Source organism: Pseudomonas sp. PDM19, from assembly GCF_014852215.1.
Classification (GTDB): Bacteria; Pseudomonadota; Gammaproteobacteria; order Pseudomonadales; family Pseudomonadaceae; genus Pseudomonas.
The window spans coordinates 1,599,227-1,622,200 of sequence record NZ_JACVBG010000002.1 but is presented as its reverse complement, the minus strand read 5'-3'; the positions used below and the strand labels follow the sequence as shown (position 1 = coordinate 1,622,200).

The 22,974-nt window shown below is 62.4% G+C and carries 21 protein-coding genes; 10 read left to right on the top strand and 11 right to left on the bottom strand.

The features are described 5' to 3' along the window. The 5 genes from IB273_RS15905 to IB273_RS15880 form a co-directional block, all read left to right on the top strand. Positions 1-960: glycoside hydrolase family 19 protein (locus IB273_RS15905; protein ID WP_412548077.1), on the top strand; the 960-nt coding region annotated here is incomplete at its 5' end. After that, positions 935-1,615, top strand: coding sequence for a hypothetical protein (locus IB273_RS15900; protein ID WP_192224496.1), 681 nt, complete (start codon positions 935-937; stop codon positions 1,613-1,615). The genes IB273_RS15905 and IB273_RS15900, both read left to right, overlap by 26 nt. After that, on the top strand, positions 1,608-2,201 hold the full coding sequence (locus tag IB273_RS15895) for an XAC2610-related protein (RefSeq protein WP_192224495.1): 594 nt from the start codon (positions 1,608-1,610) through the stop codon (positions 2,199-2,201). The genes IB273_RS15900 and IB273_RS15895 overlap by 8 nt, the downstream gene beginning before the upstream one ends. A gap of 362 nt (positions 2,202-2,563) precedes the next feature. Then, a complete protein-coding gene (locus IB273_RS15885; protein WP_225610208.1) occupies positions 2,564-3,598 on the top strand; it encodes a tetratricopeptide repeat protein in 1,035 nt (344 codons plus the stop codon). Positions 3,599-3,746: 148 nt separating this feature from the next. Next, positions 3,747-3,953, top strand: coding sequence for a hypothetical protein (locus tag IB273_RS15880; protein WP_192224492.1), 207 nt, complete (start codon positions 3,747-3,749; stop codon positions 3,951-3,953). A gap of 83 nt (positions 3,954-4,036) precedes the next feature. Here the strand turns inward: IB273_RS15880 and IB273_RS15875 are convergent, their stop codons facing one another. Then, positions 4,037-4,552, bottom strand: a complete 516-nt coding sequence (locus IB273_RS15875) for a hypothetical protein (protein WP_192224491.1) — start codon at positions 4,550-4,552, stop codon at positions 4,037-4,039. A 436-nt stretch (positions 4,553-4,988) separates the two neighbouring features. Between IB273_RS15875 and IB273_RS15870 the strand changes: the two genes are divergently transcribed. Both IB273_RS15870 and speE read left to right on the top strand, forming a co-directional pair. After that, entirely contained in the window at positions 4,989-5,447 is a 459-nt protein-coding gene (locus IB273_RS15870) for a DUF3574 domain-containing protein (protein WP_138214538.1), read from the top strand. Then, on the top strand, positions 5,447-6,313 hold the full coding sequence (speE, locus tag IB273_RS15865) for a polyamine aminopropyltransferase (protein WP_192224490.1): 867 nt from the start codon (positions 5,447-5,449) through the stop codon (positions 6,311-6,313). Before IB273_RS15870 ends, speE begins: the two co-directional genes overlap by 1 nt. Here speE and IB273_RS15860 read toward each other — a convergent pair. The 7 genes from IB273_RS15860 to IB273_RS15830 form a co-directional block, all read right to left on the bottom strand. Continuing rightward, positions 6,298-6,750: a DUF3574 domain-containing protein gene (locus IB273_RS15860; protein ID WP_192224489.1), complete on the bottom strand. Its 453-nt coding sequence runs from the start codon at positions 6,748-6,750 to the stop codon at positions 6,298-6,300. The genes speE and IB273_RS15860 overlap by 16 nt on opposite strands. Next, positions 6,750-8,126, bottom strand: a complete 1,377-nt coding sequence (locus IB273_RS15855; protein WP_192224488.1) for an APC family permease — start codon at positions 8,124-8,126, stop codon at positions 6,750-6,752. The genes IB273_RS15860 and IB273_RS15855 overlap by 1 nt, the downstream gene beginning before the upstream one ends. 72 nt (positions 8,127-8,198) lie before the next feature. Next, positions 8,199-10,580 (bottom strand): TonB-dependent receptor plug domain-containing protein, encoded by a 2,382-nt coding sequence (locus IB273_RS15850; RefSeq protein WP_192224487.1) that lies wholly within the window; start codon positions 10,578-10,580, stop codon positions 8,199-8,201. 372 nt (positions 10,581-10,952) lie between these two features. Continuing rightward, complete coding sequence (locus IB273_RS15845; RefSeq protein ID WP_192224532.1) at positions 10,953-11,618, bottom strand: sulfite oxidase-like oxidoreductase; 666 nt, start codon at positions 11,616-11,618, stop codon at positions 10,953-10,955. A 9-nt stretch (positions 11,619-11,627) separates the two neighbouring features. Next, on the bottom strand, positions 11,628-12,683 hold the full coding sequence (locus IB273_RS15840) for a substrate-binding domain-containing protein (protein WP_192224486.1): 1,056 nt from the start codon (positions 12,681-12,683) through the stop codon (positions 11,628-11,630). A gap of 27 nt (positions 12,684-12,710) precedes the next feature. Further along, on the bottom strand, positions 12,711-13,733 hold the full coding sequence (locus tag IB273_RS15835; protein ID WP_192224485.1) for an ABC transporter permease: 1,023 nt from the start codon (positions 13,731-13,733) through the stop codon (positions 12,711-12,713). Positions 13,734-13,746: 13 nt separating this feature from the next. Further along, positions 13,747-15,279: a sugar ABC transporter ATP-binding protein gene (locus IB273_RS15830; RefSeq protein WP_192224484.1), complete on the bottom strand. Its 1,533-nt coding sequence runs from the start codon at positions 15,277-15,279 to the stop codon at positions 13,747-13,749. A 254-nt stretch (positions 15,280-15,533) separates the two neighbouring features. Here IB273_RS15830 and yghU point away from each other — a divergent pair, with 254 nt between their 5' ends. After that, entirely contained in the window at positions 15,534-16,370 is an 837-nt protein-coding gene (gene yghU, locus IB273_RS15825) for a glutathione-dependent disulfide-bond oxidoreductase (RefSeq protein ID WP_151187489.1), read from the top strand. 320 nt (positions 16,371-16,690) lie between these two features. On the opposite strand, the gene ycaC is transcribed toward yghU, so the two are convergent. Together ycaC and IB273_RS15815 are read right to left on the bottom strand one after the other, a co-directional pair. Then, a complete protein-coding gene (ycaC, locus tag IB273_RS15820; RefSeq protein WP_192224483.1) occupies positions 16,691-17,320 on the bottom strand; it encodes an isochorismate family cysteine hydrolase YcaC in 630 nt (209 codons plus the stop codon). Between the two features lie 186 nt (positions 17,321-17,506). Further along, a complete protein-coding gene (locus IB273_RS15815) occupies positions 17,507-17,917 on the bottom strand; it encodes a helix-turn-helix domain-containing protein (protein ID WP_081518376.1) in 411 nt (136 codons plus the stop codon). Between the two features lie 473 nt (positions 17,918-18,390). On the opposite strand from IB273_RS15815, the gene IB273_RS15810 reads away from it, so the two are divergent. Both IB273_RS15810 and IB273_RS15805 read left to right on the top strand, forming a co-directional pair. Next, a complete protein-coding gene (locus tag IB273_RS15810; protein ID WP_192224482.1) occupies positions 18,391-21,186 on the top strand; it encodes an ATP-binding protein in 2,796 nt (931 codons plus the stop codon). Positions 21,187-21,427: 241 nt separating this feature from the next. Further along, the gene (locus IB273_RS15805; RefSeq protein WP_192224481.1) at positions 21,428-22,327 is read left to right on the top strand and encodes an acetoacetate decarboxylase; all 900 of its coding nucleotides are present in this window, start codon (positions 21,428-21,430) and stop codon (positions 22,325-22,327) included. A 9-nt stretch (positions 22,328-22,336) separates the two neighbouring features. Here the strand turns inward: IB273_RS15805 and IB273_RS15800 are convergent, their stop codons facing one another. Next, positions 22,337-22,939 (bottom strand): hypothetical protein, encoded by a 603-nt coding sequence (locus tag IB273_RS15800; protein ID WP_081518379.1) that lies wholly within the window; start codon positions 22,937-22,939, stop codon positions 22,337-22,339. Positions 22,940-22,974: the final 35 nt, after the last annotated feature.

Below are 22,974 nucleotides of genomic sequence, written 5' to 3'. Positions count from 1 at the left end.
TCCATCGCGCAACTGGTCATCCAGTATGAAAGCGAATGGCGCTACACCGCGAAAAGAATGGAGCCGCTGGACAAACTGCTGGGCCACACCCGCACCGAGCCGATACTGAACTGGATTGCGGAGAAGGAACGCTGGAAGGCGCTGGGTTTCTGGGATGACGTGTGGAGGAAGGTGGGATTGCCGGAGGCGGCCAAGGTTTATCACTTTCATCCGATTGGACTGATAGGGTGGATGGACTTTAAGAAATTAAGAATAAATAAAGAAATGCTTAAAAAGGTATTTGAAGGTTTAAGGAATACCTCTAGCAAAGATGATTTACTTCAAGGTATGGCTGATGAACTCAGCCAGAACGCAGAGCGCTACAAATTGGATACGCCGCTACGGCTTAGTCATTTCTTTGCGCAGGTTAGGCAGGAGGTGGGTGCCACGCTTGAAGTTGAAGAAAATAGCTTCATTTTTAGTGCGCATTATCTGAAGCAGAACTTCAAGTATTTTATAGATCACCCGGCCGAAGCAAATAATTACGGTTATGTAACTGTAAAGGCATCGCTTTCGCCAAGCAAAAAGATAGAGCTGGCCAATAGAATGTACTGCAATAAGATTGGGAATGGAGATGTGTCTTCTGGAGATGGTTGGAAATATAGAGGTAGAGGACTGAAGCACTTAACCGGAAAGTCTAACTATCGTAGCTTCACAGTTTTCCACAAAGAGTTCTGGGGGGAGGATGTTGATTTCTCTGGAAATCCGGATATTGTGCATTTAAATTCAAAGTATGTACTGCGCTCTGGGGTTTATTTTTGGGTGAGAAATGAACTCTACAAAATTGCCGATAGAGGTTCAACTTCGGAAGATATTAATGACATTACTAAGGTTGTTAACAAGGCGACAACAAGCTACAAAGAAAGAAGAGATAATTTTAGTAGGATATTTGTAGATGAGAAAATATTCTTTGATATTTAGTTTGCTTCTGTATTTTTTGCCTCTTGTGGGCGCGAGAGCAGATGTCGGATACATTGAATTTCCTCATTCGGCAGTAATTGCCGAATTGAATGGAGTTAAGTCGCTGGTGTTTTTTGTTAAGAATAACTATGCGCGCGAGGTTAATGGAGTTAAGGCGCAGGGATTTGTTCATGATGTCGAAATTTATAATGTTCCGCAAATGGGTGGGGAAGTGGAACGCGTTGGGGTGGCCCCCGAAGGAGATGTGATCTCCGTATTCTTCATGGTCGACAGAGGAGGAGATAAGCTTATGTATGTACTTACCTCTTTAGATGGCGCCGCGAGGGGGTTTAAAGGGAAAATTTATAATGCCAATAGCTACTCTATGTTTGTCTCTAATGGACGTCTTGTTGTGCGTGGTTTGGAAGGGGATATTCAGTATGATGCTTTGTCAAATTGTTTTGACGGAACTGACCTTGAAACGGGAGAGGAAAAAAATGCCCTTTCCACGATGCCAAGACCGCGAAAGCATATATTAAGAAACTGGATGGGTGAAGTGAGCTTGGTGCTTGGAAGGGGCGGAAAGTTAAAGTTGAGTGCGTTATGGTTAAAAATTGGATTTATGAGTTGGCAGATAACGGTGGAAGATCAAACTATGTCGATGAAGAATGCGTGAGAGACTAATTGCAATATTGATAGCTGCAGCCACGTCACTGGCCGCCCATTCCGAAGAACCAAAAATTAGCGAGTCCCTATTCTATAAGGGGACGATAAATAAATCACCAATAAGCATGATGCTAAGAATTCAAAGCAATAAAGCATCAGGAAGATATATATATGACAAATACAAAATTCCAATAATTCTCTCTGGAGAATATAACCTAAACAAAATAACCCTGGCAGATCATGATAAAGAACGCCTCGCCCTGTCTTCTGCCACTGGAGACCTTGTAGGTGTGTGGAGTGATGGAAAAAATTCCCAGAAAATCTGGCTAACCCCCCAATCAAAGAGTTACAAGAGCATTATTGAGTCAGTAACTGGATCACCGCAGGAGATAAATATAAAATTCAAAGGAGGTGCCATTCAAAATATTAAACTATTGATCCCAGAAGAATCCTTGGTAATAAATTTTGAAGATTTCAATTTTGATGGATACCCAGATTTTGCAGTGCTAGCAGCAGGAGGAATAACCAACTCGTCATATCTGTATTACGCATATGATCCAAAAGAAAAAAATTCGCCCCCCTACATAACGGCATAGCGACACTGAACAATCCTAGAGTGATGCATAGCATAGAAACTGTTGCGGGACTTTCTAGAGATGGCTGCTGCAGATACTCGGTGACATTAATGAATGGTAGCAATTACACAACAGCAACCTACGACTACTCAACTAAAATCGGCCACAAAACGCAAGGCCTCATTAAAAATAAAAACTATACCCGGCAACCTATCTCACTGCAGGAGTTTGAAAATATCTACATGAAAAAATACAACTCCACACTCCCATAAATAGCCGAGCCGAAAAAGGGAAGATCTGTACTCACGAGAAAAATTTAGTAGCACCCATGAAGTCGAAGGACTGGCTATTAATAGCAAGAAGGTACAACGGCGTCGACCAAAATGCGTATGACGAAAAAATCAAAAGGGCGCATGATGCTCTCAAGAAAAATCGGCAATATATTACTAATTATTTCTCTTGCGGCAAACTTTTCAGTATATGCTGTCGATTGCCGCCAAGTAAGCTCTAACACCAAAATATATCAAGAGACCGACCTGAGCGGAGGAGTTCTATACTTAGCCAGATCCAATGGAGAACTTGAGGTTATTGCATTCAAATTAGAGCCAAGCTTTGGAGAGATGGATAAAATCAGCCTTAGCAATACAGAAACTGAAGGCTGGGATGGAGTTATATCAGGGACACTCCATTCAAGAGCAAGCAACAGAACAACAACCATTAGAAACATATGCGAATCGGAGGGTGGATGGCCACAACTGACGGGAGTACTTACCGAATCAACCACCAATGAAGACTTCCTCGCGATACTATGCAGATACAATATCAACCACTCCGGACTAGGCATAGTCGGAACTTTATTTACGCCAAAAATATTTCAATATCGCGACAAAGAGATAAAGGAGAGGCCTGATATTTCTGAGGCGCTATCAGGCTACGAGGAAACATCAGAAAACGGGGATGAATCATACTATTTTTACAAGGACAACGAAATCTTAAGACGCAAGATCTTCCTGATCTCTCGAAATATCACCTCTGACAATCTAAACTTAAGTCGAGACATTGCTGTCGACCTTTTAAGAGGAGAAAACAATGCAGCAGTAGCAAGCTACATATCCAGCGACAGGATCACACAATTAATAAAAATAGCCCCTATAAATTCAAAGAATGCATCGCTATACAACGATATAGCTTACTCACTTTCTCAAGCAGGCGAAAAGAAACGCGCGATAAAACTAATGCTCGATATAGAGAAAATAGCACCCGAACGCGCACCACTACTTCTCAATATTGCAGACAGCTTATGGGAAATCGACCCTAAAAGAGCAAAGACCTACTACGAGAGATACATATCAAAGATGAAATCAATGGGCACTGAGAGAAAAATCCCACCAAGAGTTATTGAGCGGACTGGAGAATAATATACTGGAGAGGATGAAAAATAATTGCAGTTTAAGAGTCTGAGTGCAATCGCCAAAAACCACCTATCACAGAAGTCACGACGACACCGTCTCCCTGCCCTTCGCCATTGGCTTCGTGCTGGTCCACCACACTTAACGGGCGGCCAGCATGACGAGTCCAATCAATCAATTTCCAGTAGAACACCAGGCAGATACGGGCGTCACGCCGTGGGTCAGCTCCTGGGCCTGGGAAGGCTACGACATCATCGTCAACGTCAATCCCCTCGAAGAGGGCATGGCCTACTTCAAGCAACTGCACTCCGACAGCGAGGCAGTGGCGTACCTGGTGACGACCTATGCGGAGCGGTTGGACTGAACTGTTCCACGCAAAGAATCCACGCAACAAAAAAGGCCCGGCAGGTTCCCCCACCGGGCCTTTCTCGTTTCAGCGCCCCGCGATCAGCAGGTGCAGCACATCATCGGCATGCCGTTGCAGCTCATCATCATGGGCATGCCGCATTCCATCATCTTGTTCATCAGCAGGCAGCAGTTCTTGAGCATGTCCATGCTCATGCCCTGCATCGGCATCATCTTGCACATCATCATGTCGCCCTGCATGGAGCATTCCATCATGCACTTCATGCCGGGCATGCCCATGTTCATACCCATCATCGGCATCTGCATCATCGGGTTCATCATGCCCATCATCGGCATCATGGCCATGGCGGACTGGGACATGCCCATCATCATCATATTGCCGCAGTGCATCATCATCGGCATGCCGCAGTTCATCATCATCGCCATCATCTCGGCGCTGTTGCGGAACATGGCCATTTCCATGCCCATAGCCGGCTTCATCTTGCACATCATGCCGTCAGCGAGCATCTCGCATTCCATGGTCGCCATCATCATCGGCATGCCCATCATCGGCATCATGGCGTTGGTGTTCATCGGCATCTGCATGGCGTTCATCATGGTGGGGCTCCCTGAATCGATTGGAATGAAGTGCTGCGAATGGGGCCGATTCTAGGAAGGCGCGGCGGAGGGACAAGATGGCGAGGGAACGGCGGGTTTTGCAGTGTCGACCCGCGATTCGGATTCGATGTCGGAGATGTTGTTCGCAATGCTTTCAACACTGGCGCTATAGCGAACACGCTCGAACTGAAAGCCGCTATTTCAGCAACATGGATATCTCATCCAGTGCTGAGCAAAGAACCGTAGTGAATATTGAATCTAACCAGCCAGTAAAATATCCCGCTTCGGCGCAGATGCTCGCCCTAGAGCGCTCGCGCCCCATTCGACGAAGCTCTTAAACGAGCATATGAGAATGCGTTTTTAATATTTAAAGAAATAACCAGCGGCGACCTATAGTGGCGGTTTGGCTCAACTCTCATCAGCGCAAGGAAGTCCCATGCTCCGCCATCTGCTCGCTGCCAGCCTCGCGCTGGCGCTGTTCGGCTGCGCCACCCCGCCCGCTCCTTCCGTCCATACCACCGACCCCGCGACCTCGACCCTGCAGGGCGACCCGACACGGCCGGCGCAGGCGCAGTGGCTGCGTACCGAGTTGTACTTCGCGTTGGGCCAGGAGAGCGGCAAGGAGAAGATCAGCGAGCAGCGCTGGCGGCAGTTCCTCGACCAGGAGGTGACGCCGCGCTTCCCGGATGGCTTCACCGCCTACGACGCCTACGGCCAGTGGCGCGACCACGGCGCGCCGGAACCGGAGCGGCTGAGCACCAAGGTGATCGTGATCCTGCATGAAGACACTGCCGCGCGCGGCAAGGACATCGAGGCGATCCGCCTGGCCTGGAAGCGCATCACCGGGGACCTCTCCGTGCTGCGTCTGTCGCAACCGGCGCAGGTTTCCTTCTGATGGGCGAATTCCGCGAGTCGCTGCATGACGGTTACGCGCAGGCGCTGACCGTCGACGAGCCGATCTACCAGGGCAACACCGGCCAGCAGGAGGTGCAGGTGTTCCGCAACCGGCGCTTCGGCCGCGTGCTGACGCTGGACGGCGTGGTGCAGACCACCGAGGCGGACGAGTTCGTCTACCACGAGATGCTCGCCCATGTCCCGATCCTCGCCCATGGCGCGGTGCGCCGCGTGCTGGTGATCGGCGTGGGCGACGGCGGCATCCTGCGGGAGATCGTCCGTCACGCCGGCATCGAGGAGATAGTCGCAGTGGAGATCGACTCGCAGGTGGTCGAACTGTGCCGCGAGCTGCTGCCGCTGCATTGCGCTGGCGCGCTGGACGATCCGCGCCTGCAGCTGATCTACGCCGACGGCCTGGAGTACCTCGCGCAGAGCCGCGAGACCTTCGACCTGATCCTCTGCGATTCCACCGATCCGGGCGGCCCGGCGGCCAGCCTGTTCACCGACGCCTTCTACCGCAACTGCCAGCTGCGCCTGGGCAGCGGCGGCATCCTCGCCACGCAGAACGGCGTGCCCTTCCTCCAGCCGGAGGAACTGGGCGGTACGGCGCGGCGGCTGGCCGATACCTTCGCCGACTGGGGCTTCTTCCACGCGGCGGTGCCGACTTATATCGGCGGCAGCATGGCCTTCGGCTGGGCGTCCAACAGCGAGAAGGTGCGCCGCACCGACCTGGAAACCCTGCGCCAGCGCTTCGCGAAAAGTGGCCTGGTGACCCGCTACTACACCCCCGAGGTGCACCAGGCGGCGTTCGCCCTGCCGCGCTACATGCTCGACCTGATCGAGGCCGGGCTTCAGCGCGACAGCTGAGGGTTGTCCAGGCGCTGCGGCGTCCAGTCCGGGTCGCGGGCGCGAACCGGGCTGCTGACCTGCAGCACCGCCGTGCCGAAGCGCTGCTTGAAGTGCGCGCCGATATCCGTGAGTGCCTGGCGCGTGTAGGGGTTGTCGGCGTGGATGAGGATCAGCATCCGCGACGGCAGCTTCTCCGGCCCGCCGCTGGGGCCGCGCCACTGGCCGTGCAGGTCGAGCCAGCTCAGGCCATCGGGGAAGCGCGGCGTCACCTCGCGGGCGAGGAAGTCTTCCCACTGCGCCAGCTCCACCGCTTCCAGGTACAACTCGGTGCGCAGCATGCGTCGGCCGCTGGCTTCACCGCTGGCGCTGGCTGACGGCTCGTTGAGCCATAGCCCGACCAGAGCCGCCACCAACACGGCCACGGCGCCATTGCGCCAGAGTGCTTTTGCGCGCATCACACGCCCTCCTCCGGCCAGCCTTGCACCTGTGCCGCTCGCGGGCGCAGAAGCAGCTGCAGCAACGCGCCCAGAGCCAGCACGGCCACGCCGAGCAACGCGCCCCAGCCGACATAGGCGACGCTGGAATACAGCATGTACAGGCACACCGCGAGGAAGCCCAGCGGCAGCCACGGGTACAGCGGGACGCGGATCGGCCGCGGCACTTCCGGGTGACGGCGGCGCAGGACGATCAGTGCCACGCTGCTCAGGCTGAGGAACAGCCAGTACACCGGGGTCATGTACTCGACCATGGTGTTGAAGCCATGGCCACTCCAGCCGCCGACCGCAATCAGCAGCAGCGCCACCACGCCCTCCGCCAGCAGCGCGGCGCGTGGCACACCGTGGCGCACGTCCCAACGACCGAGCACGGCCAGCGCTGGAACGTCACGCGCGGCGGCGTAGGTCGTGCGGCTACCGACGATCAGCGTGGAGTTGATGCTGGCGACGGCGGACACCACCACCACCGCCATGATCAGGCCGATGCCCGGCGCACCAAAGGCCAACCCGAGCAGTTCCAGCGCCGGCGCGCCGCTGGCGGCCAGGCCGTCGAAACCCAATCCGCGAATGAAGGCCCAGTTCAGCGCCAGGTAGATCAGCAGCAAGGCGGCGAGCGCGCCGAGCATGGCGGTGAAGATGCCCCGGCGGTTGTCGCGCAGTTCCGCCGACAGCGTGGCTGCATCGCTCCAGCCGCCGAAGGCGAGGAAGACGTAGATCAACGCGGCGGAGAACCCGGCAACGCCAACCTGCTCCGGCTCCACCGGCGCCACGGCGGGTGGCACGAAGCCGCGCCACTCCAGCCACAGGCCGGCGCCGAAGATGCCGAGGAAGCCCGCCGCCACCAGCGCCACCAACCCGGCCTGGGTGCCGAGGCTGACCCGCCAGCCGATCAGGTTGAGCGCCACCAGCGCGCTCACCAGCCCGCCCGCCAGCAGCACGTTGCCCAGCCGGCCAAGGCCGAGCAAGGCGCTGAAGTGATCGGCGAAGAGGAAGGCCATCAGCGCAATCCAACCGGTGTGCAGGATGGCGAAGCGCGACCAGGCAAACAGGAAGCCCACCCGCTGGCCGTAGGCGCGCTCGAGGAAGTGGTAGTCGCCGCCGGGATGGGCGAAGGCCGAGGCCATCTCCACGTAGCACAGCGCACCGACCATCGACAGCACGCCACCAAGCACCCACACCAGGTAGAAGTGTTCCTGGCCGACGTTGAGTGCCACGGTGGGCGCGGTTTTCAGGATGTCGCTGGTGATCACCATGCCCAGCGTCAGCAGCAGCGCGTGGACGGCGCCCAGGTGCCGGCGCGGGCCGGCTGGCCTGTCAGCGGCAAAATTGTCAGCCATGAGTCGGCTCCGCAAAAGTAGCCGGGCCGCAAGGCGGCCCGGTCAGAACACCAGCTATCAGAACGACTGCCTCTAGAACGAATAGCTCGCGCGGGCGTAGTAGTACGCGCCGTTGGAGCCGATCGGCGAGAGCACGTCATACGGCAGGTTGCCGCCGTAGTTGATCTCCGAGCTGGAGCGTTCCGGGTAGTTGTCGGTGAGGTTGTTGCCGCCCACCGCCAGGCTGAACTGCGGGGTGAACTTGTAGGCCACCTCGGCATCCAGCTGCCAGACCGCGCCGTAGGTCTGCTCCGGGTGGTAACCGTCGCCGAAGTCGAACACGCGGGTGGTCTCGCCCTGTCGGGTCAGACGGCCGAGCAGGTTCCACTGCGCATCGCTCCAGGTGGTGGTGAGGATGAAGCGGTCCCTGGGCGCGGCATCGGTGAGGGTGTTGCGCTCCTCCACGCCCACCAGTGCGTCCTCGCCGATGCCGAGGTTGGAGAGCTGCTGCGGCGTGCCCTTGGTGCTGCGTACCTTGGTGTGGTTGTAGGTGTACGCGGTGGTCACGCCCAGTTGCCCGCCGACGAAGGGCTGGTGGTAGTTGAGCACCAGCTCGGCGCCATCGGTGCGGGTGTCGGCGGCGTTGGTGAAGAAGTTCACGTCATGCACGCCGGCCACGCCGAAGTTGTCCTGGATGAACTGCTCCATGGCGTCGCTGCCGATGCGCTGGGACAGGGTGATGCGGTCATCGACGTCGATGCGGAACACGTCGAAGGACAGGTCGAAGCGCTCGTTCAGCTGCGCGGTCAGGCCCAGGCTGAAGTTCTTCGAGGTCTCCGGGTCGAGCTTCTCGGCGCCCAGCGCGCGGGCGATCGGGTCGTTCACCGAGAGCACGCGGATATCGGTAAGCGTGCCGCCGTCGCCGAAGTTGCTGGTGGTGTTCTGGAAGCCGACCTGGGCCAGCGAGGGCGCTCGGAAGTTGGTGGAAGCCGCCCCGCGCAGGGCCAGCACCGGGGTCAGCTGGTAGCGGCCGCTGAGCTTGCCGGTGAGCTTGCTGCCGGCGTCGTCGTAGCGTTCCCAGCGCGCGGCGGCGTCGACGAAGAACTTGTCGGTGAGATCGCCCGACAGGTCCACGTAGGTGCCGAAGACGTTGCGGTCGATGTCCACCTCTTCGCTCGGGCGCAGGCCGTTGGCGCCATCCGCGCCGACGCCGTAGTAGGAGGCTTCGTCGCCGGCGGTGGTGATGTAGTTTTCGTAGCGGTACTCGCCACCGACCGCGAGCACGAAGGGCCGCCCGGCGAGGCTCAGCTCGCGGCTGAGGTCGAGGTTGGCGACGCTCTGGCGCAGCTCGTAGTCGCCGGTATCGAAGCGCGTTGGCGTGTCGTCGCCGAGCGATGCGTTGAGGGTGCGCCGGGTCGAGGATTCGAAACGGTTGCGGCCGTGGGTGACGCTGGCGTCGTAGTCCCAGGTGTCGGCGATCAGACCCTTGTAGCCGAGGGTGGCGGAAAGATCGGTGTTGTCGCCCAGGGACTGCGGCAGGTAGCCGTTGGGGTAGATCTCCGGGTGCTCGTCCGGGTAGCGGTAGAACTCCGCGCCAGTGGTGTGGCGCTCGTTGTACAGGCCGAAGGAGTAGAGCTTGCCGCCGCCCAGCGCGAGGTCGCCGTTGAACCAGGCATTGACGTCGCGCGCCAGGCCATCGCCCATCACGTAGTTGCGCTGACCGGGGGTATCGGCGAAGCCGTCGTAGCCGGCGCGGTTGGTCGGCTCGCGGTTGATGAACTCGGCGCCGCCACGGACAAAGCCGTCTTCGCCCAGGCGCGTGCCGGCCTTGGCGGCGGTGTAGGAGTTCTGCCCGTCAGTGGTGGTCTTGTCGATGGCGTCCTGGTGGGTGTGGTAGGCGCCGTAGCTGGTGGTCACCTCGCCGCCTTCGGGGGCGTCGTCGAGGATGATGTTGATCACCCCGGCGATGGCGTCGGAGCCGTACTGCGCGCCGGCGCCGTCACGCAGCACTTCGATGCGCTTGATGGCGCTGATGGGGATCGAGTTGAAGTCCACCGGCGCGGTGCCACGGCCGATCTTCGAGGAATCATTGACCAGCGCCGAGGTGTGCTGGCGCTTGCCATTGATCAGCACCAGCACCTGGTCCGGGCTCATGCCGCGCAGTTGGGCGGCGCGCACGTGGTCGGCGCCGCCGGAGTTGGACTGCCGTGGGAAGTTGAAGGACGGCAGCAGCGTCGCCAGGGCCTGGCCCAGCTCGCCACCGACAGCGCCGGTGGACTTGAGGTCCTGCGCGGTGAGCACGTCCACCGGCACCGGGGAATCCAGCAGGGTGCGGTTGTTGCCGCGGGTGCCGGTGACCAGCACGGTTTCGAGTTTGGTGGTGGCCTCGGAGGTCGACGGGGTTTCGTCGGCGTGCGCGGCAGACTGGGCGATGACCGAGGCCACCGCAACGGCAATGAGGGAACGGGATAACACGCGAAGTACTCCTGTCTCGCTTAAAGAGCGCCACTCGCCGTTGGCGGCGAGTCCGGAACTCCGCTGATGTGTTTTTCTGATGGGCTCGAGCGGTTGGTGTCGGAAGTCCGGAAACCGCGAGCGACTGTTCCCCTCAGGATGGAGAAAACAGTGCTCGGGAAAGCGCTCCAGGTGTCACGGCCGGTCTCTCTTCGTGATGAGCGAAAAGGCGCGGCTCTCGGTATCGCCGGTCATCCCTGACCAGATGGGGAAGGCGTCATCCTAGCTAGTGGCAGAGTGCTTTCAAACGAATAAAAAATGCTTTGTTTATAACTGGTTACGGTGTTCGCCGAGCAACAGCTCAAAGTGTTTGCCCAGCAACAGCGACGCCCGTCAATCAAAGGCCTTGCGCTCCCATTCGTCCTCGGGAATATCCAGCGCCTCGCCGGAAAAACGCTCCTCGCGGAACGGATCAGCCTCGTTGTGGAAGCCATTGCGCTCCCAGAATCCGAGGCGGTCGCTGTCGCTGAATGCCAGCTCGCGCAGCCACTTCGCACTCTTCCAGAAATAGCGCCCGGCGATCACCAGCCGCAGCGGCCAGCCGTGCACCGGGGTCAGCGGCTCGCCGGCGTAATGCGTGGCGAGCAGGCTGTCAGGGCGCAACAGGTCCTCCAGCGGCAGGTTGGTCTCGTAGTCATGGTCGGCGTAGGCCATGACGAACTGCCCGGCCGGTTCCACGCCGTAGTGCGCGAGCAGGTCAGACAGGTGCACGCCGCGCCACGCGGTGTCGAACTTGGACCAGCGCGTGACGCAATGGATATCGCAGACCAGCTCGCGCTGCGGCAGCGCCAGCAGGTCGTCCAGGCTCAGTTCCAGCGTTTTGGACAGTGCCCCGGACAGGCGCAGGCGCCAGGTCGCGCGGTCGTATTCGGGTACCTTGCCTTCGTGGAGGATCGGGAAGCGCTCGGTCAGCACCTGACCCGGCGGCAGGCGCTCGCCATAACGCGGGTCGCCAGCCGGCGAGCGCGCCTTCTTCAGGCGCCGGGCCTTGTCGTGCAGGCTCATGCTTCAGTTCGCCAGCGGAATCCACGGCGCCTGCGCCACCTTCTGCGCCTCGCCGAAGGCGGGCACCTTGCGCGCCAGGTCACGGACGTTCTTCACGTCGAGGTCGAGCAATTGCTGGCGGGTGATCAGGGTCGGCGGCACCAGAACCTGCTCGCCGGGATTCTCCCCGGCGATGCGCAGCGCCAGGCTGCGCACGCTGATGGCGCCGGCCACTTCCGGGTTGACCGCGGCGGTGGCGCTCCAGGCGCTGCCCTGCTCCTTCATGATCTGGATGTCGGCGGTGGAAATGTCGGCGCTGTAGATCTTCACCTGCTTGCCCAGCCCGGCTTCGTCCACGGCGATCTTCACGCCCTTGGCGAACTCGTCGAAGGGCGCGAAGAACACAGTGATGTCCGGGTTGGCGCGCAGCACCGCGCTGGCCTGGTCGGCCACCGAGTTGGCGATCGGCGCGTTGAGCGTGCCGAAGCGCGCCTTCTCGACGATGCCGGGGTTCTCGGCCTTCACCTGGCGCCAGATTTCGTCGCGGCGCTCCATCGGGGTGAAGCCGTCGATGTACACGTAGCCGGCGTCGAACTGGTTGCCGTTGTCCTGCAGCACCTGCCTGAGCGCCAGGCGCGCCAGCTCGCGGTGGTCCTGCTCGACGCGGGTGATGCGCGGGTCGTTCACGTCGACGTCGAAGGTCACCACCTTGATGCCCTTGGCCAGTGCCTTGTCGATGGAGTCCTTGAGCGTTTCGGCGAGACCGAGCTGGACGATGATGCCGTCCACGCCCAGGTCGATGGCCTGCTCCAGCATCTCGCGCTGGGTGGCCGCCTGCTGGCGCGCGTCGAACACTCGCAGCTTCACGTCCAGCGCGTTGGCCTGCTTCTCGACGCCACGCAGATAGGCCTCGGGGAAGTCGCCGGAGAACAGGTAGCCGACCAGGGCGATCTGCACGCCGCCCTTGTCGAAGGGTGCGGGCGCACCGGGTAGCCCGGCGGCGACGGCGCTGGCTGCGCCGGACAACAACAGCCCGGCGGCGAACAGCGCGCGCAGGGTTTTTGCGGGGGTGAATTTCATCCGTTGAATCTCCGAATAAGGTGACGATCAGCGCCCGCGCCGGGCCAGACCGAAAGTGAACATCAGGGCCGAGACCAGCACGGCGCCCTTGACGAAATCCTGGGCGTAATACGGCGCGTTGAGCATGGTCAGGCCGTTGAGCAGGGTCGCTACCAGCACCGCGCCCACCAGGGTGCCGAAGGCGTTGGGCTTCTGCGCGCCGAGCACGGCGAAACCGATCAGCGCAGCGCCAAGGGCATCGAGCACCAGCCCGTTGCCGGAGCTGACGTCGCCACGTCCGAGGCGCGCTGCCAGCAGCAATCCGCCCAGTGAAGCGAGCAGCGCCGAGAGCACGTAGGCGAGCAGCTTGTAGCGCTCCACCGCCGCACCGGCGAGGCGTGCGGCCTGCTCGTTGCCGCCGATGGCGTAGAACAGCCGGCCCGGCCGCGTGCGCTCGAGGAACAGCCAGACCAGCAGCGCGCAGCCGAGCATGATCACCACGGGCACCGGCACGCGGTCCCACAACTGCGCGCGGCCGAGGGCGAGGAACCAGCCGGCAAAGGCGCCCGGCGCTTCGTCACCGTTGGGCAGGGTCATGCCCACGGCGATGGAGCGGCCACCGGTGGGGATCAGTTGCACGCCGACCACCAGGAACATGCTGCCAAGGGTCGCGAGAATATCCGGCACGCGCATGCGCACGATCAGCCAGCCATTGAGCAGCCCCACCAGGGTGCCGAGGCCCAGGCTGATGAGGATCGCCGCGAGCGGGCCCCAGTCCAGCACCACCATCACGTAGCTGGCGGTCATCAGGCTCAGCGCGGCGACCGCACCGATGGACAGGTCCAGCCCGCCTACGGCCATGCTCAGGGTCACACCCAGGGCGAGCAGCGCGACGATGGACACCGACTGCAGCACCAGGAACAGATTGCCGACCCGCAGGAAGGCAGGCTCCAGCAACGCGAAAACCAGTACCAGCAGGGCCAGCAGCAGGAGCAGCGCGTAGTGGATGAGGAAGTCGAGCAAGCGTGCGACGGGCGACGTCGCTGGGCTGCCCAAGACAGTTCTGGACACGCACGGCTCCTTTCTAGATACGCGCAGTTTCCTGGCGTGAAGGGTTGGATGGGGTGAAATGGGCGACGATTTCACTGCGCTGCAAGTCGTGCCGGGGCAGCTCGGCGACCACCGCGCCGTCGCTCACGACGAGGATGCGGTCAGCGATTTCCAGGGCTTCGTCCGGGTCGCTGCAGATCACCAGCGTGGCGCGGCCGGTGGCGCTGGCGCGGATGCGCTGGCCGATGTCGCGGCGGGCGCGCACGTCGACGCCCTGGAAGGGCTCGTCGAGGATCAGCACGCGGCCCTGCCCCAGCAGCCAGCGGGCGAGGATGACCTTCTGCTGGTTGCCGCCGGAGAGCAGTTCGAGCGGATGCTCGGGGCCGGGCCCCTTGATGCCGAGCGCTTCGATCTGCTCGGCGACTTTGGCGCGCTCGGCCGTGCGATCGACGAAGCCGAAGCGCGTAAAACTGCGCAGGAACGGCAAGGTCATGCTGGCTCGCACCGAGAAGCCCGGTACCCGCGAGTTGCGCGCGCGGTCCTCGGCGGCGAAGAACACGCCGGCGGCAATCGCTTCGCGCGGCGTGCGGGGCAGCCAGTCGCGGCCATCCAGGCGGATCGATCCGGCGTGATGGCGGCGCAGGCCGAACAGCACTTCGGCGATCTCGCTCTTGCCGGCGCCGAGCAGGCCGGTCAGGGCGACCACTTCGCCTTCGTGCAGGTCCAGGTCGAATGCTGCGCTGTGAGCTTCCAGCTGCCAGTCGCGCAGGGACAGCACCGTCTCGCCGCGCTCCAGCGGCTGCAACTGCACTGCACCCAGCGCGGCGCCGAGCATGGATTCCACGGCGGCGCCGAGATCCAGCGGTGCACTGAACTCGCCCACCAGGCGGCCGTCACGCAGGACCAGCGCGCGGTCCGCCACGCGCTGCAGGTCCGACAGCCGATGGGAGATGTAGAGGATCGCCACGCCGCGTTCGCGCAGGTGGTCGATGAGATGGAACAGACGCTCGGCCTCGACGGTCGACAGCGATGCAGTGGGCTCGTCGAGAATCAGCAGGCGCGGTTTCAGCGCCAGCGCGCGGGACAGGATCACCAGTTGCCGTTCGGCGGTGCCGAGGGTTTCGATGGGCGCTTGCAGTGGCAGGTGCAGTTGCAGGCCGGCGGCGATTTCAGCTGCGCGCCTGAGTGCTTCGCGCGGACGGAAGATCAGGGAACCGGAGGCGCCGCAGAGTTCGTCCAGCAGGAGGTTTTCGGCGACGCTCAGGCCGGGCACCACACCCTGCTCCACCTGCTGATGCACGGCAACTATGCCGTGGCGACGGGCGTCGTGGGGCGAGGTGAAATGAACCTCATGGCCGTCGATCAGCAACTGCCCGGCGTCGTGGCCATGGGAGCCGGCGATGATCTTCACCAGCGTCGACTTGCCCGCGCCGTTGGCGCCGAGCAGGGCAAGGACCTCGCCGGGGCGAATTTCCAGGCCCAGATCGACCAGCACGCGGTTTTCGGCAAAGGACTTGCCGACACCTTCGAGGCGGAGGAACGGGACACAAGCAGCTTGGACGGACATCGGGCTCTCGATACGACGCGGCAGAGCGAAAGCGCCGTTTCAGAGCTTCGCCGTTGGACTGAGCGGCGATTCTTTTATAATCTCAAATCATGCATCAACTAATTTTTAATATCGTTTATGCATATGCTAACAACCGGCTGCGCATCCCCAGGCGTACTGTTCGCCCAGCAACAGCCGCCCGGAAAATCGGCTGACGCAACGTAGACCCGGCGGTTAGCATCCATGGCATTCAACCCACAAGGTGAGAACTCACGATGGCGAACGATACCTACACTCCACCCCGCGTCTGGACCTGGGACAAGGGCAACGGCGGCGCCTTCGCCAGCATCAACCGGCCCATCGCCGGCCCGACCCACGACAAGGAACTGCCGCGCGGCAAGCACCCGCTGCAGCTGTATTCGCTGGCTACGCCCAATGGCGTGAAAGTCACCATCCTCCTGGAGGAACTGCTGGAGCTGGGCGTGAGCGCCGCCGAGTACGACGCCTGGCTGATCAAGATCGGCGACGGCGACCAGTTCGGCAGCGGCTTCGTCGAGATCAACCCGAACTCGAAGATCCCCGCCCTGCTGGACACCAGCGTCGAGCCGGCGCTGCGCATTTTCGAATCCGGCTCGATCCTGGTGTACCTCGCGGAGAAGTTCGGCCACTTCCTGCCCAGGGACCTGGCCAAGCGCACCGAAACGCTGAACTGGCTGTTCTGGCAGATGGGCAGCGCGCCCTTCCTCGGCGGCGGCTTCGGCCACTTCTACGCCTACGCGCCGGAGAAGTACGAGTACCCGATCAACCGCTACGCCATGGAGGTCAAGCGCCAGCTCGACGTGCTCGACCGCCAGCTCGCCGAGAACCGCTACATCGCTGGCGACGAATACAGCATCGCCGACATGGCGATCTGGCCCTGGTACGGCGCGCTGCTGAATAACCAGGTGTACGAGGCGGCTGAATTCCTCGACGTGGAAAGCTACACCCATGTGCGCCGCTGGACCGACGAGATCGCCGCTCGCCCGGCGGTGCAGCGTGGCCGCCGGGTCAACCGCACCTGGGGCGACGACGCCCTGCCGGAGCGGCACAGCGCGGAGGACTTCACCCGCTGATGCCCCGCGATCCGCTACAGGGAAGAACCTTGTAGGGCGCATAACCCGGAACGGGTTATCCGCCGATGCCACATCGGCGGATAACTCTGGCGCGTTATCCGCCCTACGATGCTCTGCCCCCCTCCCCGGCAAACGCTTGCGTAGGATGGGTGGAGCTTGCGATACCCATGCTGTTGCCGGTGCGCGGGAGCGATGGATATCGCTGCGCTCCACACCATCCTACGTTGGTACTCCGCGGTGATTTGACGTACAGATGGACCTCTGAAAAAGCAAAAACCGGAGCCCCTTTCGAGGCTCCGGTTCTTCATTTCAGCAGTCTGTTACTTGCCAGCAGTCAGGGTGCTGTAGGCAGTGATCAGGTTGCGGTAATCCGGGATGTGGTTGGAGCACAGCGCAGCCAGGCCTTCGATGTCGTTGCGCCAGTCACGGTGCAGCTCACAGGCTACGCCGAACCAGGTCATCAGCTGGGCGCCAGCCGCTTCCATCCGGCGCCAGGCGGCGTCGCGGGTCATCTCGTTGAAGGTGCCGGACGCGTCCGCCACCACGAAGACGTCAAAGCCTTCCGCCAGGGCCGACAGCGCCGGGAACGCCACGCAGACCTCGGTCACCACGCCGGCGATGATCAGCTGCTTCTTGCCAGTGGCCTTCACCGCTTTCACGAAGTCCTCGTTGTCCCAGGCGTTGATCTGGCCAGGGCGGGCGATGTACGGCGCGTCCGGGAACTGTGCCTTCAGCTCGGGAACCAGCGGGCCGTTGGGGCCGGTTTCGAAGCTGGTGGTGAGGATGGTCGGCAGGTTGAAGAATTTGGCCAGGTCGCCCAGCGCCAGCACGTTGTTCTTGAACTTGTCCGGATCGATGTCGCGGACCAGCGAGAGCAGACCGGCCTGGTGGTCGACCAGCAGTACGGCGGCGTTGTCTTTGTCCAGGCGGTTGTAGGTGGGGTTGGTCATGGTGAAATCCTCGATTTGCTTTCAGTGGGTGCCGGCTGGGCCGGGAAGGTTTGGACTCGTTTGCAGTGCGTCACTGCATGGAACAAAGATTAAATTCGATACCCTTGATCCACCAGACGGCAAAAATTGCTTCTAGCGTTCCATCAACAGAACGATCTACCGCAAAGGTGCCGCCGGGTGATCGGGCTAACCCGCGTGCCGCCAGGTGGATTCGCGCACCCCATCGAAGAAGCGTCGCTGCCAGCTCAGCGGCGTGACGCCTTCGATGCGGTAGAAGATCCGGCAGAAATGCGCCTGGTCGCAGAAGCCGCATTGCAGGCCGATCTCCGCCAGCGGGAAGGTCGATTCACGCATCAGTTGCTTGGCCTTCTCCACCCGCTGGATTCGCATCCAGGCCTGGGGCGAATGGCCGGTGGTGACCTTGAACTTGCGGGTGAAGTCGCTGCGTGACAGTGCGCAGGCGGCGGCCAGGTCGCTGACCGTGATGCCGCTGTCCAGATGCTTGAGCAGCAGCGCCTGGGCACGCTCCTTCTGCCAGGGGGCCAGGTCGCGCTTGGGGGCGTCCACTGGAATCTGGCTGATGAGTCTCTGAAGCATGCTGGTCTCTCCCCTGCGGTCTGCGAACCATTCTTTGTGGGTGCAGGGGTACCGGCGAGTTAAAGCTGGTTAAACCGCATTAATCCGCAGCAGAACAAAAGCAGCGGTCCGACGCCCGCGAGCAAAGGTTTTCAGGGGCCGCCCTGTCGCTCGCCACCCCCGTGGAAGTACCTGTGATCAGCCGCCGGGCCTCGCGCAGCGGGGCCTGTAGCGAAAAAGTCCGAACGACGCGTTGCGCCGGGCTGGTCTCGTTGGGCAGCGGGGCAGCTGGCCCGGCGTTAATCGTTATTAAGCCCGCCGGCAGAACGCCACGCCCGGCGCAGGATGGCTCAACGCCGAGCCGTCGTTTACCCTGACTACCGTTCACAGAAGAATGGCCAATCGACCGCAGAGTCGATGGACCTGTGCCACCGGGGCTGACGCCCGGGCCGGCACGCAATCTGCCCCCAGCGTGCGAAAGCGACTACCAGACGATGACTCCCGAGCCCGCGGCCACGGTCGAAACCGTGCTTCATTTCGGCCCTTACCAGATCTATCCCGCATCCCGCGTGGTCCTCGAAGCCGGCCGCCCGCTGCGCCTGGGGCAACGCGCGCTGGACATCCTGCTGGCACTGCTGGAGCGCGCCGGCCAGGTGGTCAGCAAGCGCGAGCTGCTGGCCCGCGCCTGGCCCGGCCAGGACATCGACGAAGGCAACCTGCGGGTCCACATGACCGCCCTGCGCAAGGCGCTGGGCGACGGCCAGAACGGTCGGCGCTTCATCGTCACGATCGCCCTGCGCGGCTACAGCTTCGTCGAGCCACTGACAGCGTCGGCGCAGGCGACGCCCGCCCCCGATGACAGCCAGTCGGCGGATCACAACCTGCCGCCTCGGCGCAACCGCCTGCTGGGCCGCGAGGCCGAACTGGAGCGCCTGGTCGCCGAGCTGCCGCGACGTCGCTGCGTCAGCCTGGTGGGCTGTGGCGGCATCGGCAAGACCAGCCTCGCCCTGCAGGCCGCGGAGCGTTTCATCGGCCGGTATCCCCACGGCATCCGCATGCTCGACCTCACCCAACTGCAGGATGCGCGGCCGCTGAACAGCACGCTTGCCGGCGCGCTGGGCATTCCGGGACTGGCCGGCGAATCGCTGGAACATCTCTGCCGCCAGGTCGCCGACCGGCAGATGCTGCTGCTCATCGACAACTGCGAGCACCTGATCGAGGCGGCCGCGCACCTGGTCGAGTGCCTGCTGCGCCACGCGCCGCAGATCCACATCCTCGCCACCAGCCGCGAGAGCCTGCGCGCCACCGGCGAATACATCCTGCCGCTACGGCCGCTCGGATGCCCGCCGGCGCAGGTCGGCAGCGTCGAGGACGCCCTCGCCTACCCCGCCGTCGCACTGCTCATCGAGCGGACCAAGGAGACCCACGAGGACTTCGAATTCCGCCCCGAAGACCTCCCCCGCGTCGGCGAAATCTGCCGACGCCTGGAGGGCATTCCGCTGGCGCTGGAACTGGCCGCCGGCCACCTGGGCCAAGCCGACGGCGGCATCGACGCGCTGCTGCAGGACGGCTACCTGGACCTGCCGCTGCAGTCCGATGAATCGCCCAGCCGCCACGAACACCTGCGCGCGATGCTCGACTGGAGCTACACACTGCTGCGCCCTGCGGAGCAATACTGCCTGCGTCGCCTGAGCGTGTTCCGCGGCAGCTTCACCCTGGACTCCATCGCCGCCGTCCTCGGCCAGCCGGCGGACCTGGGTGCGGCTTTCGTGCTGGTGAACCAGCTGACCGCCAAGTCGCTGCTGACCACCGAGATTCGCAGCGACGAAGTCACCTACCGGTTGCTCGAACCGACCCGCCTGCATGCGCTGGAGAAACTCCAGGCCGCCGGCGAGCTGCACGAGGCCCGCGAACGCCACCTGCAGCTGTGCCAGAGCGCGATGCAGGCCGCGCAGAACGACTGGGAAAGGTCCGCCTCGCTGGGCTGGCTCAAGCAACATTCGCCATGGCTCGCCGAGGTTCGCGCGGCCCTCGACTGGGGGCTGCACGCGGAGGTCCGGCACACCCAGGCCATTCACCTCGCGGCCTGCTCGGCGCCGCTCTGGCAGGAGCTGTCACTGCTGCACGAATACGGCCCCTATGTGAGCGCGGCACTCGGCCTGCTCAGCGCCGAATCCGCTTCATCGTTGCCACTGGCCATGCGCCTGGAACTGGCGCTGGGCAACACGACCTACCACGACGTGCGCAATAGCCAGGCGGACGAAGCCTTCCAGAACGCCCGCTACCTCGCCCAGCAGATCGGCGACCTCAACGGTGAACTCACCGCGCTGTCCGGCGGCCTGGCCGTGCTGCTGTGGGCCGGCCAGTACCAGCAGGCGGCCGAGCAGAGCCGGCACTTCGACCGGCTGAGCGATGGCCAGGGCGAAATGCTTGCCACCAGCGCCCTGCGCCTGAAGGTGCTGGCGCTGCATTATTCGGGCAACCAGGTACGCGCCCAGGCCGTCGGCGATGAAGTGCTGCGGCGTCTGGAGGAGCAGCGCCGGGCCAACCGCTTCGCCCCCTGCCTGGGCGTGCAGTACGACCAGCAGGTTGCCTCCCTGGCGACACAAGCGCGCACGCTCTGGTTACGCGGTTTTCCCGAGCAGGCAGAGCGCATGGCGACACAGGCCATCGAGCTGGCCTGCGAGATCGACCACAGCGCCTCCATCGCCTACAGCCTTGCGGTGGCCGGCTGCGTCATCGCCTTCTACAACGGCGAGTTCGACAAGGCCCGCAGCCGCGTGCGGCAGATGATCGAGGTTGCCGAGCGCCACCGCGTGCCGTTGTTCACCGACTGGGCGCGGCACTATGCGTGGGCCATGCAACTCGATGAAACAGCCGGCGCCATGGCACCTGCCGTCGGCCTGGTGCGCGACATCGTACAGACCCTCGGCGGTCGCCCCCTGCCTGCCGATCAGGCCCAGCTGATGCGCGCACGCACCGGCGCGGCCGGCTGGTGCGCACCGGAAATCCTGCGCAACGAAGCGGTCGCCCTGCTGGCGCGCGGCGACCGCGAATCCCTGCTCGGCGGAGAAACCCTGCTGACCCGCGCCCTGACACTGGCACAGGAGCAAGGCGCACAGGCCTGGGAACTGCGATCGGCCACCGGCCTGGCGCAGCTGTGGAGCGCGCAGGGCAAACAGCAGGCCGCGCGGCAACTGCTGGAGCCGGTCTACCAGCGCTTTACCGAGGGATTCGACTCACCGGACCAGCGCAGAGCACGGCAATGTCTTGAGGCCTGCGCCCACTGACGACGCGCCTGTAGGAGCGCGCCATGCGCGCGATCGCGGGCATGGCCCGCTCCTACAATGGAACGTCCATGCCAGCCGGTGAAGCAGACGCGAGCTATCTGCAGTGCCCCCGATACGCAACCCACCGGCCCCGCAGCAACCCGCTTGACATTAAAGTTAACTTTAAACTTAGGGTAAGCCCATCCGCCGCCCGGCTCGTAACACTGGGCGGCTCCCACCAGGGTCAAGCAGAGGTTAGCAGATGAAGGCGCGGTTCAAGGAAGTCGAGTTCGGCACCCAGAGCGTTGAAGTGATCGAGGGCGGCTATTACGACCGCTACCGGATGAACCCGGACCTGAACGAGGTGGCGAAGGACCCCGCCGCCGGCAACATCGACTACTTCCGGCGCATTCCCAAGCAGATGGTCGCCTCGCGCGTCGGGCAAACCTGGGCGCCGAATTTCTACTACCGCACCAGCAGCATCCAGCTGCTGTTCCTGGCGCCCATCGACCGCCTGCGCGCCACACTGCCGGTGCCGCTGGAACCGCTGCGCGCCCTGCCCGGCCAGGGGCTGGTGGCGCTGACCTTCTTCTCCTACTCGGTGTGCGACAACGACCCGTACGATGAAGTCTCGGTCGCCATCGTCATCCGCCGGCCGGGCACCAGGGGCAGCCATGCCCTGGAACTGTTCGACGCCGTGCGCCGCCGCAGCTTCGTCGCCCATGTGCTGGCCCTGCCGGTTTCCACCGAGATCGCGCGGGTGCGCGGCGTGCATGGCTACCAGTTGCCGAAATGGCGCACCGGTATCGAAGTGAAGATCGGCAGCGAAGTGTCGGCCAGCATCCAGGGGCCCGACGGCAAAGCCGACCTCGCCCTGCAGGCGCCGCTGCCGGCGCTGGAGATCGCCACCCCGCAATCGCGCCTGGGCACTGCCACCATGGTCCATCAGGTCGATGGCCGCTGGCACCAGACGCGCGTGCAGAGCAACACCCTGGCCTACGCGCAGAAGCTGCTGCCCGGCAACGTCCGGCTTGCCCGCAACGGCGGGCCGCTGAGCCAGTTGCTCGATGGCCTGGGCGCATCGCGCATCCTGCGCCTGGACGTGGTCAAGGATGCGCAGATCGTGCTGCACCTGCCCTCGCCGCTGGAGAGCCAGCCCTGAACGGACGCCCTACTGCGGCTGGACGCTGACGGCGACGGCGGAGGTCACCCGCATCACCAGCTGGCGGCCGAGGTACTCGGGCTTCATCACCACATCAGGGCGGACCTTGACCGTATGCTGGCTACCGTCGGCGAACTGCAGGGTGGCAGTGCGCTTGGCGGTGTCCATGGATTTGACGGTGGCGGTGATTTCCACCGTGTCGGCCGCGAGCATGCCCGGCTTGCTGCCCGGCTGCGCCGTGGCCAGCAGCCCGGCGCCGCCGCTGCCGGTTTCCTGGCCCGGCTCGCGCAGGAAGACGAGGCGCTCCAGCGCAACGATGGCGCGGACCTTGTCACCCACCTTGAGTTGGTCGAAGTTGCGCATCTCCGGCGGCGCCTGGAGGGTGCGGCTGTTGCCGTGGTCATCCTTGAGGGTGAAGGTCCGCTTGCTGCGATCGATGGCAGTGACGCTGGCCTGCATCTCCTCCGTCTCGGTCATCGCGCCGCCCGGCACACCCTTGGCAACCGACTCGGTGCTGTCGTACTGGTAACTCAGCTCATCGTTCTTCTGGCTCTGGCAGCCGACCAGCACGCCAGCGGCGAGGGACAGGCAGATCCAACGGGACACACTCATCAGGCGACTCCTTGCATCAGGGTGTTTGCGTTCGG

Coding starts and splice junctions, on each gene's coding strand:
- yghU (WP_151187489.1), top strand. CDS start 15,534: ATGGCGAACGATACCTACACTCCACCCCGCGTCTGGACCTGGGACAAG.
- IB273_RS15880 (WP_192224492.1), top strand. CDS start 3,747: ATGACGAGTCCAATCAATCAATTTCCAGTAGAACACCAGGCAGATACG.
- IB273_RS15900 (WP_192224496.1), top strand. CDS start 935: ATGAGAAAATATTCTTTGATATTTAGTTTGCTTCTGTATTTTTTGCCT.
- IB273_RS15805 (WP_192224481.1), top strand. CDS start 21,428: ATGAAGGCGCGGTTCAAGGAAGTCGAGTTCGGCACCCAGAGCGTTGAA.
- IB273_RS15840 (WP_192224486.1), bottom strand. CDS start 12,683: ATGAAATTCACCCCCGCAAAAACCCTGCGCGCGCTGTTCGCCGCCGGG.
- IB273_RS15830 (WP_192224484.1), bottom strand. CDS start 15,279: ATGTCCGTCCAAGCTGCTTGTGTCCCGTTCCTCCGCCTCGAAGGTGTC.
- IB273_RS15895 (WP_192224495.1), top strand. CDS start 1,608: ATGCGTGAGAGACTAATTGCAATATTGATAGCTGCAGCCACGTCACTG.
- IB273_RS15810 (WP_192224482.1), top strand. CDS start 18,391: ATGACTCCCGAGCCCGCGGCCACGGTCGAAACCGTGCTTCATTTCGGC.
- IB273_RS15815 (WP_081518376.1), bottom strand. CDS start 17,917: ATGCTTCAGAGACTCATCAGCCAGATTCCAGTGGACGCCCCCAAGCGC.
- IB273_RS15855 (WP_192224488.1), bottom strand. CDS start 8,126: ATGGCTGACAATTTTGCCGCTGACAGGCCAGCCGGCCCGCGCCGGCAC.
- IB273_RS15860 (WP_192224489.1), bottom strand. CDS start 6,750: ATGCGCGCAAAAGCACTCTGGCGCAATGGCGCCGTGGCCGTGTTGGTG.
- IB273_RS15870 (WP_138214538.1), top strand. CDS start 4,989: ATGCTCCGCCATCTGCTCGCTGCCAGCCTCGCGCTGGCGCTGTTCGGC.
- IB273_RS15875 (WP_192224491.1), bottom strand. CDS start 4,552: ATGATGAACGCCATGCAGATGCCGATGAACACCAACGCCATGATGCCG.
- IB273_RS15885 (WP_225610208.1), top strand. CDS start 2,564: ATGCGTATGACGAAAAAATCAAAAGGGCGCATGATGCTCTCAAGAAAA.
- IB273_RS15800 (WP_081518379.1), bottom strand. CDS start 22,939: ATGAGTGTGTCCCGTTGGATCTGCCTGTCCCTCGCCGCTGGCGTGCTG.
- speE (WP_192224490.1), top strand. CDS start 5,447: ATGGGCGAATTCCGCGAGTCGCTGCATGACGGTTACGCGCAGGCGCTG.
- ycaC (WP_192224483.1), bottom strand. CDS start 17,320: ATGACCAACCCCACCTACAACCGCCTGGACAAAGACAACGCCGCCGTA.